Genomic DNA, 7893 nt, shown 5'->3' with positions numbered 1-7893 from the left:
AGTGCTGTCGTTTTTGTATGAGTAAAAGAACAGTGTATAGTTATAGATGTTTTATCTAGACTATTATTAATAATTTTAGTCCAATCAATAACTAGAATGGGCACATGATTGTGCTTTTGAACTTCAAATGCCCTGGCTAGACTTAGAAAACTTTGTTCAAGATTGCATAAAGAGCTTAAAGCTTTATAGGTTGCTTCTTTTGCGGCAAATCGTACAGCAAAGCGCTCAGCGCTTTTGCTACTGTTAGCCAAGCAATAAGCTATTTCTTGCACAGTAAAAATTTTTTCTAGTTGCTGAGCGCTATACGTGTGCCAATGCTTAAAGCGCTCTATTTCTACTGCATCAATACCGATACTACGCATGTGTTACTCTTTTGCAAAGCTTTGATCAAGTGATCTATATAATAGTGCTTCTTTGATATGCTGTATATCAATAGATTCACTGGTTTCTAAATCAGCTATAGTGCGGGCAACTTTTAATAATTTATGGTATCCGCGCATGGTAAGATTAAGTTTATCAAATGCCTTTTTAACCAACTCTTGTGCGCCAGGGGTAAGTATACAGTGTTTATCAATATGCTCAGCTGGTAAATACGCATTCCAATTCTTAGGTGTATTAAGTGCTTGTGAACGGTTCTCTTGAGCCTTAATTGCTTTTTCTATAGCTTCATAGAGTTTAGCTGAACTTATTTGATGAGTTTCTTGATCTTTAATAGTTTCGTAATCAAGAGAAGGCACCGTAACTTGCAAATCTATTCGATCGAGTAGTGGCCCTGAAAGTTTAGAAATATATTTGGTTATTTGTAAAGAACTGCAGGTGCACGGGCGCTTTTTATCGCCTAAAAACCCACAGGGACAAGGATTAAGAGCCGCAATAAGTAAAAATGCTGCAGGAAATTGTACGGTATGTTGTGCACGTGCAATACTTACTACTTGTTGCTCAAGTGGTTGGCGTAGCACTTCCAGAGTATCACGTTTAAACTCAGTAAGTTCATCTAAAAATAATATGCCATTATGAGCCAAACTAATTTCACCTGGTTGAGGAAATGAGCCACCACCTACAAGCCCTGCTTGAGAAATAGTATGATGCGGATTTCTAAAAGGTCTTTCTGTTACTAAAGGATCTTTATCTAATTTACCACTAATAGAATACACTTTACTTGTTTGTATTATTTCATCAAAAGAAAGAGGTGGCATAATAGTCGGTAGGCGCTTGGCAAGCATAGTTTTGCCTGAGCCAGGTGATCCTATAAATAATATATTATGGCGTCCAGCGGCAGCTATTTGTAATGCTCGCTTTGCAGTAAATTGTCCTTTTACTTGATCAAAGTCAAGCAGGGATTTGCGTGTTGTAGGTAGAAAATCTTTATAATTAGTGCGTGTTGGGGCAATAATCTTTTCTTTTTTTATATACGCAATAAGTTCTATAAGATTGGTAATGCCTATAACCTCTAGATGTGTAATAAGTGCCGCTTCTGGAGCATTGTGTGTGGCTACAATAAGTCTTTTTTTGCCAAGCTTAGCGCTATCATAGGCAATAGGCAGGATGCCCTTAACTGGTTTTATAGTGCCGTCAAGTGATAGTTCTCCTAAAAAGAGTGTTTCTTGCAAAAACTGGGCGTCTAAAGAAACCAGCTGTGCTGCGTGTAAAATGCCTACAGCAATAGGTAAATCAAAGAGTGTTCCCTCTTTTTTTAAATCAGCAGGAGCTAAATTAACCGTAATTTTTCTTTCTGGTAGTTTTATGCCAGAATTTTTAAGAGCTGTTTGTATACGCTGTTTGCTTTCTTTTATCGCAGTATCCGGAAGTCCAACAATAAAAAACTGAAGCAATCCAAACGATAAATCTACTTCAACTTCTACTGGATACGTTTCAATGCCAATGGTAGTAGCTGAAAATATTTTTGTATGCATGGGGTGAACTTTATTGTTATAAATTTTTTTAAATAATTATTATTATATTATTTCAATATATAACATATTTTAAGATTTTGGCAATCGCTTCAATTTTGTTGTACACTCTATAAGGTTACACATTAATTAAAGGAACTTTTCTATGATATATCTTCTTTACAGTCCTGTTTATTTTATAGTGTTATTATTGGTTGCTGGGTTTTCTGGTAGAATCTGTGGAGCAGATTTTATCCCTACAAGCATAGTACCTGTGTCTTGTTATACTTTTTACACACCAGAAACTATTTACGTGGGATCTTTAGATTGTCAAAAAGATAAAACCCTGGCACTCAGCGCTTTATCTCGTTTTTCTCAGAGAGTTATAGGTTTAGCTCCTGAAAAAGTAATTTACAAAAATACTCCTAATACTGATAACCCCTTATATGGTGCTTCTATTAGTACTATTGGATTAGTATCTGGAAGAGTTGTAGCGGTTAAAAAAGATGAACCAACCACACTCTATGCCACCACTACAACAGGTAAAAACACACAAGTAACAGCAACTACGTTACCAACAGATTCTCAAATACTAAATTTAGTATCAACTTCCACTGGTTTGGTTGTTATACGTAATAATAAGCCTAATGAAATTTCGCTTTCACCTGTATTTTTAGACTTAGTAGAATCTAAAAAAGAAGAAGAATCTACAAAAAAAGTAACAGCTAAAAAAAGTGTTCCAACAAAAACAAAAGAAAATAAAAAAGAAGACAAACCAGCTGACGAAGAAATACAAAAAGAGTGGTTATGGCGACATGAGCGTACTGATGAAGGTAAAGCCGAACTAGCTCCTCTATGCTTAAACTTAGATTCTACGCATCTTGCTATTGATAGTGCATTAACAGCGCTCGAGTCTACAGCTGATTTTTATTACGATGTTAAACTTAATAGGTTTTTTGGAGCATTTAAGGTAACTTCTGGTAGCGCTGCTACAAGTGGTGCTAAGGCCCTTGTCCTTGGATCAATTATAGGCAGTCGTTTACGCTTACAGCCTATTGCACCAGATGCTGTTTTTAATGGTACAAGCATAGTAGCAACGCGTGGTGCTCATGAAAAAGTGCATCTTTCAAAAGTACGTACTATGCATACAAGTACTAGCCATGCCTATCTTATTGTGGTTCGTGACTTTGCAAACAACCAGGCTGTATGTGCTGTGCCTCTTGTGGGTATTTCTGCTGACACAGAGACTATTGGTACTTTAGCTGATAAACAGAGCAATAACTTTATAAAACCAGCTACGCTGCCCGAGCATACGGTTGCTGTATCTGATGTGTCTGCTCAAGTAGGTGGTACAAGTGTTTTGCCGGGTCCTATAACGCAACTACAAGTTGCTCATGATGCTGTGTACGTTTCCGTAGGCGCTGGTACTACGGACCAAGCTTCCGGTATCTTTTCTTCACAAGCAATTTTTGATGATTCTGGTTCTGTTGTAGGATGGACCCAGTGGCGTCGTGCTGGCAGTGTAGCTGAACCGGTGCAATCATTTATATATGATCCGGAATATACTTTTTTTTGGTATATGCCTGCCCAAGCAAATGATATAAAAGCAAGTGATATAAAAGCTGAAAAATATATCAAGAGAACTCGCTGGCACTCAGGTACTAATGCTATTGCAAAATGTATACCAACCAGTTGGTTTACAGCAGGTGGTGTCCATTCAGTCCATTCGTTTACCTATTCTACACCCAGCTTTACTAAACAGATTGGCAATCGAATAGCTGTAGTAGCTGCAGGCGGCTTAAAAAGTGTACTTCTCGTGCAAACAGGCACTGACAAAAATACTGTTTTTACACCGTTAATCGGTAGTGGTCCTGCTCAAGTAATGACCAATGCTTCTTTAGAGTCATTTTCAGGGAACTCTCAAGCTCTTGAGATTTCTGGTGGTGATTTAGCTAAAGTGGGTTCAATTTCTTGTGTAGAAGTTATAAGCGATGGTACGTACGGTTGGTTGCTTGTTGGTGGCAGCAGTGGTCTGGCTGTCCTTGCTCGCCCTGATGGTAGTGGTTGGCCAGTTGATCCGGGTTTGGGAGCCAATTTTTCTGGGTTGACCTCTGATATGGCATGTAAGTTTTTAGGCCATTGGCGTGGTATTAGAAAAATTGTAGCACGTGATAACAGAGCTTATATTTTAAGTTACGAAAAACTTGAACGTATAGAAGTTAGTGCAAAAAACTTTGTTACAGGAAATCTGCATGCTGTAACGTTAATTAAAAATGATCAACATCATAAGTTTTATCTATCAGATATGGTTATAGCTGAACCGTATGCTTTTCTTGCAACAAGTTCTGGCCTCTTAAAATCAAGCGGTACAAGGTCTTTAGCTACAGTGCAGCATGCACATGATATTGACTGGCAATACTTTGAATTACCGTGCTCAGCTGGTTGGCAGCAGCATAGGGGGCCTGTAACACGCTTATTTGCTGTTGAGGCAGGAAGTAAAAGTATGCTCTATGCTCTTAACGGGTATGTGCATGGTGAACAAGCACGACTTTACAGAATAGCTTTCGATGCAGCTACAGGGCACGCTAATCTGCTGCCTGATTATATGTATCAAAATGGAGAACGGGGCTTTTTTGCTTCTCTAGGGGATTACCGTACTCATATAGTAACTGATGGATCAGTAATACTTGCTACTCGAGGAGCACAAGGCGATGATGGAGCGCTGCTTGAAATTTGGCCTTCATCATTAAAAGCAGGCACTAGTTTTGCAAGTAAAGACACTAAGCGAATTGTTCTTAAAGAAGAAAGCCGTACTATTGGACGGTTAATATACGATACAACACTAGGCACCTGGTTAATTCCTGGTGAATTTGGGATTATGCTACATGAATAACATACAAAAAATACTTAAAAATTTGTCTTTGGCACTTGTGCTTGGTGCTACAGGAACTGTCGTTGCTCTTGCGCCGCTTAATATTTTTAGACCAACAGATAGATTTCTTATACCACCTGTGTGCCCCGGGAAAAACTTTCAGTTTACCGTTGGTTACGAACATGCTTTATGTGTACGAGCTTTTCAAGATACTGAAGATTGTTTTGGTCGAGTAAGACGCAGATCGCATGAAGGTCCTGTCAACCCGCTACAATTATGGCAAAATAGTCAAAATTTACATGCTGCTTTGCGAACGGTTACTCTTAACGAGGCTGCAGGGGAACATGATTTAGCACAGCTGTTTAATGATAATGAAGGTTTTAACTGTGCAGGTGAGTTTAAGCCTTATGGTCTCTTTAAAGTTAAGACTAATCTTATGTTTGCTGCTCGTTGGCATTATAACTATGGACTGAGTTTTGGACTGTTTTTACCTTACTATCAAATGGAACTCAGTAACGTTTCTTTTGTTGAAGAAGAAAGTGAAGTCTCTTTTGAAGAAGCAATGGGCAAAAAACTTACTACATTAGCGCGTGAGCGTGGCAATCTTTCACTTAATGGCTGGAAAAGACAGGGCATTGGAGATTTAGTTGCTCAAGGTACTTGGAAACTTGATCATCCTCAAGCAAAACCTTTTTTGCGTTGCGTGAGCACGCAGCTGCGTTTTGGTTTATCGATGCCTACGGGTCTTAAGCAAGATGAAGATAAAATTTTAGCATTTCCTTTTGGTAATGATGGTTCTTGGGGGCTGCAAATTGCCGGCGGTTTAGACTTGCTTTTTGCTCATCGCTTACGTGGTGGCCTTGATGCTGAATTTCTCTACCTTTTTGGCAATACGCGAGATCGTCGTATTAGGGCTGGTAATGGTCAGACTGATCTTTTGTTTTTTAATAAAAATTGTGCTTTTAAAGAGTATGGTCTAGGGCAACAATATAATTTATATGTTGAAGCATTTGATCTTTTAGGTGGTTTATCGGTTAAATTAAATTATCAGTACTTAAAGCGAAACGAAGATAAGTTATATGTTAGAAACGATGGCATAGATTCTGTAGGGTTAGTTAATAATGCTCAGAGTTTACAAAACTGGACAGCGCATAGCTTTATTGTAGGTCTTAACTATAACTTCTGTCGTCCATGCGCTCAATGGCCTATCGAGCCTTATGTAAGTTTCTGGTATAAACATGGCTTTAATGGTAAAAATGCTCTGCTTGCCAACACAGTGGGAGCTTCGTTAACAGTTAATTTTTAACAAATACAGCTTAAATATATAAACATTAATAAGGGCCTCGACTAGAGGCCCTTATTTGTTATACCTGTTGGTAGTGTTATATTGACATTAAACTAATAGCGATGTTTGAATCACTTGCTTTAACTATATCTCCTACTGATCCACTATACGATATGCTTAACGTATCGTTGGCATTAAGAAATATAATGTTAGTTAAAGACAATGAACCTAACTTATTATTAGCAATTGCCGAAGAAACTGAATAACCAGGCACGGCAGCACTATTTTTAAAAACTCTAAGATTACTTGAGGAAACACCTACTCCTTGAACGGTAAGTTGTACTGCTATAAGGTAATAACCGGCCACTGGAGCAGTATAGGTAGAACTTTGAGTTGCTCCACTAGTAAAAAAATTATTGTTAGGGTCAAAATTCTTTGTGCCAAAAGCTACAGTATAAGGTGTAGCAGCAAGTACTATATCGCTTGTTACATAAGCGCTTGCTTTATAGCTAGCAACAAATCGCATTCCAGCTGAATCAATAGTCATACGATTGCTGCCATTAATACTAGCATTGATACTGTTTGGTGTAGAGCGATAAAATCCTGTATTAGTTTGATTTGCAAAAGAAATACTAGGTGTAGCTGCCGTTCCATCGTTGAAAGTTGCAGTTCCTGTTAGATTACCTAGTAAATTTGCAGAAATAGTACCAGCACTAAAGTTACCTGATGTATCACGTAGTACTATTTTACCAGCGATATTAGCTGCAGCTGCTGCATTGGCAGCTATGGTTGCAGTTGCAACGTTTGCTGCTGCTTGACCCCCTACAAGACTAACAACTGTTGCTGCTTGAGTACCTGTAACATCACCCGCAAGCGGGCCTGTGAAACTTGTAGCTGAGGAAGCATTACCTGTTAAGGGGCCGCTAAAATTGTTAGCTGTAATAGTATTACCTGCAAAATTACCTGATATATCTCGTTTAACTAAAGAGTTTGCTGTGCTGGTAGAGCTTACGGGTGAACTTAACTTGCTATCAGAAATAGTACCTGTTGTAATATCAGCGTCAACTATTAACGAAGAGCTTAGAGCACCTGTGGTGGCTGCAGCATGTACTACTCCAGGGGATGTTGCTCCTAAAGCTGTAAGAGCAGTTGCTCCAGTAAAAGTAGTAGCACCAGTTACGTTAAGTGTTCCGCCAATGGTAGTATTACCAGTTGATCCTATAACAGTAAATTGGCCATTGTTAATGTTAAGTGCATTACCTGAAGTTGCACCAATAGAGAGTCCCGTTGAATTTGCTTGCGGGGTAAGGGTAAGTGGTGTTATGCCAGCAGCTGTTGTAGTAATACTTAAAGCTCCTGTCATTGCATCGCCAGCTTTAAGTACGTTAAGTGCAGCTGAACCTGAGGCATTACCTGTAAGATTTCCTGTTACGTTACCAGTTAGATTAGCAGTAATAGTTCCTGCACTAAAGTTACCTGTTCCATCGCGCAGTACTATTGTACCAGCGGTATTAGCTGCAGTTGCTGCATTGGCAGCTATGGTTGCAGTTGCAACATTTGCTGCTGATTGACCACCAACAAAATTAACAGCAGTAGCACTTTGAGTTCCTGTAACATCTCCGCTCAGTGAGCCACTAAAGTTTGTAGCTGAGGAAGCATTACCTGTTAAGGGGCCGCTAAAATTGTTAGCTGTAATAGTATTACCTGCAAAATTACCTGCTATATCTCGTTTAACTAAAGAGTTTGCTGTGCTGGTAGAGCTTACGGGTGAACTTAACTTGCTATCAGAAATAGTACCTGTTGTAATATCAGCGTCAACTATTAACGAAGAGCTTAGAGCACCTGTG

At 38.9% G+C, this 7893-nt stretch carries 5 protein-coding genes; 2 read left to right on the top strand and 3 right to left on the bottom strand.

Going from position 1 to position 7893, the window contains the following annotated elements:
* Together H0X48_06595 and H0X48_06590 are read right to left on the bottom strand one after the other, a co-directional pair.
* The coding region (locus H0X48_06595; GenBank protein ID MBA3954960.1) for a 4'-phosphopantetheinyl transferase superfamily protein at nt 1–362 on the bottom strand (362 nt) is incomplete at its 3' end.
* Between the two features lie 3 nt (nt 363–365).
* Nucleotides 366–1913 carry a YifB family Mg chelatase-like AAA ATPase gene (locus tag H0X48_06590; protein ID MBA3954959.1) on the bottom strand — a complete coding sequence of 516 codons (1548 nt, stop codon included), beginning with the start codon at nt 1911–1913 and terminating at the stop codon, nt 366–368.
* 142 nt (nt 1914–2055) lie between these two features.
* Between H0X48_06590 and H0X48_06585 the strand changes: the two genes are divergently transcribed.
* Both H0X48_06585 and H0X48_06580 read left to right on the top strand, forming a co-directional pair.
* Complete coding sequence (locus H0X48_06585) at nt 2056–4782, top strand: hypothetical protein (protein ID MBA3954958.1); 2727 nt, start codon at nt 2056–2058, stop codon at nt 4780–4782.
* Nucleotides 4775–6067 carry a hypothetical protein gene (locus H0X48_06580; GenBank protein MBA3954957.1) on the top strand — a complete coding sequence of 431 codons (1293 nt, stop codon included), beginning with the start codon at nt 4775–4777 and terminating at the stop codon, nt 6065–6067. The genes H0X48_06585 and H0X48_06580 overlap by 8 nt, the downstream gene beginning before the upstream one ends.
* A gap of 76 nt (nt 6068–6143) precedes the next feature.
* Here the strand turns inward: H0X48_06580 and H0X48_06575 are convergent.
* Nucleotides 6144–7893: hypothetical protein (locus H0X48_06575; GenBank protein ID MBA3954956.1), on the bottom strand; the 1750-nt coding region annotated here is incomplete at its 5' end.

The organism is Candidatus Dependentiae bacterium (genome assembly GCA_013821315.1).
Lineage (GTDB): Bacteria > Babelota > Babeliae > Babelales > Babelaceae > JACDHA01.
The sequence above is the reverse complement of the archived record's forward strand: the minus strand, read 5'-3'. Positions and strand labels throughout refer to the sequence as shown.

Bases quoted from the DNA above. Each gene is read 5' to 3' on its own strand.
- H0X48_06590 (MBA3954959.1), bottom strand. From the start codon at position 1,913: ATGCATACAAAAATATTTTCAGCTACTACCATTGGCATTGAAACGTAT.
- H0X48_06585 (MBA3954958.1), top strand. From the start codon at position 2,056: ATGATATATCTTCTTTACAGTCCTGTTTATTTTATAGTGTTATTATTG.
- H0X48_06580 (MBA3954957.1), top strand. From the start codon at position 4,775: ATGAATAACATACAAAAAATACTTAAAAATTTGTCTTTGGCACTTGTG.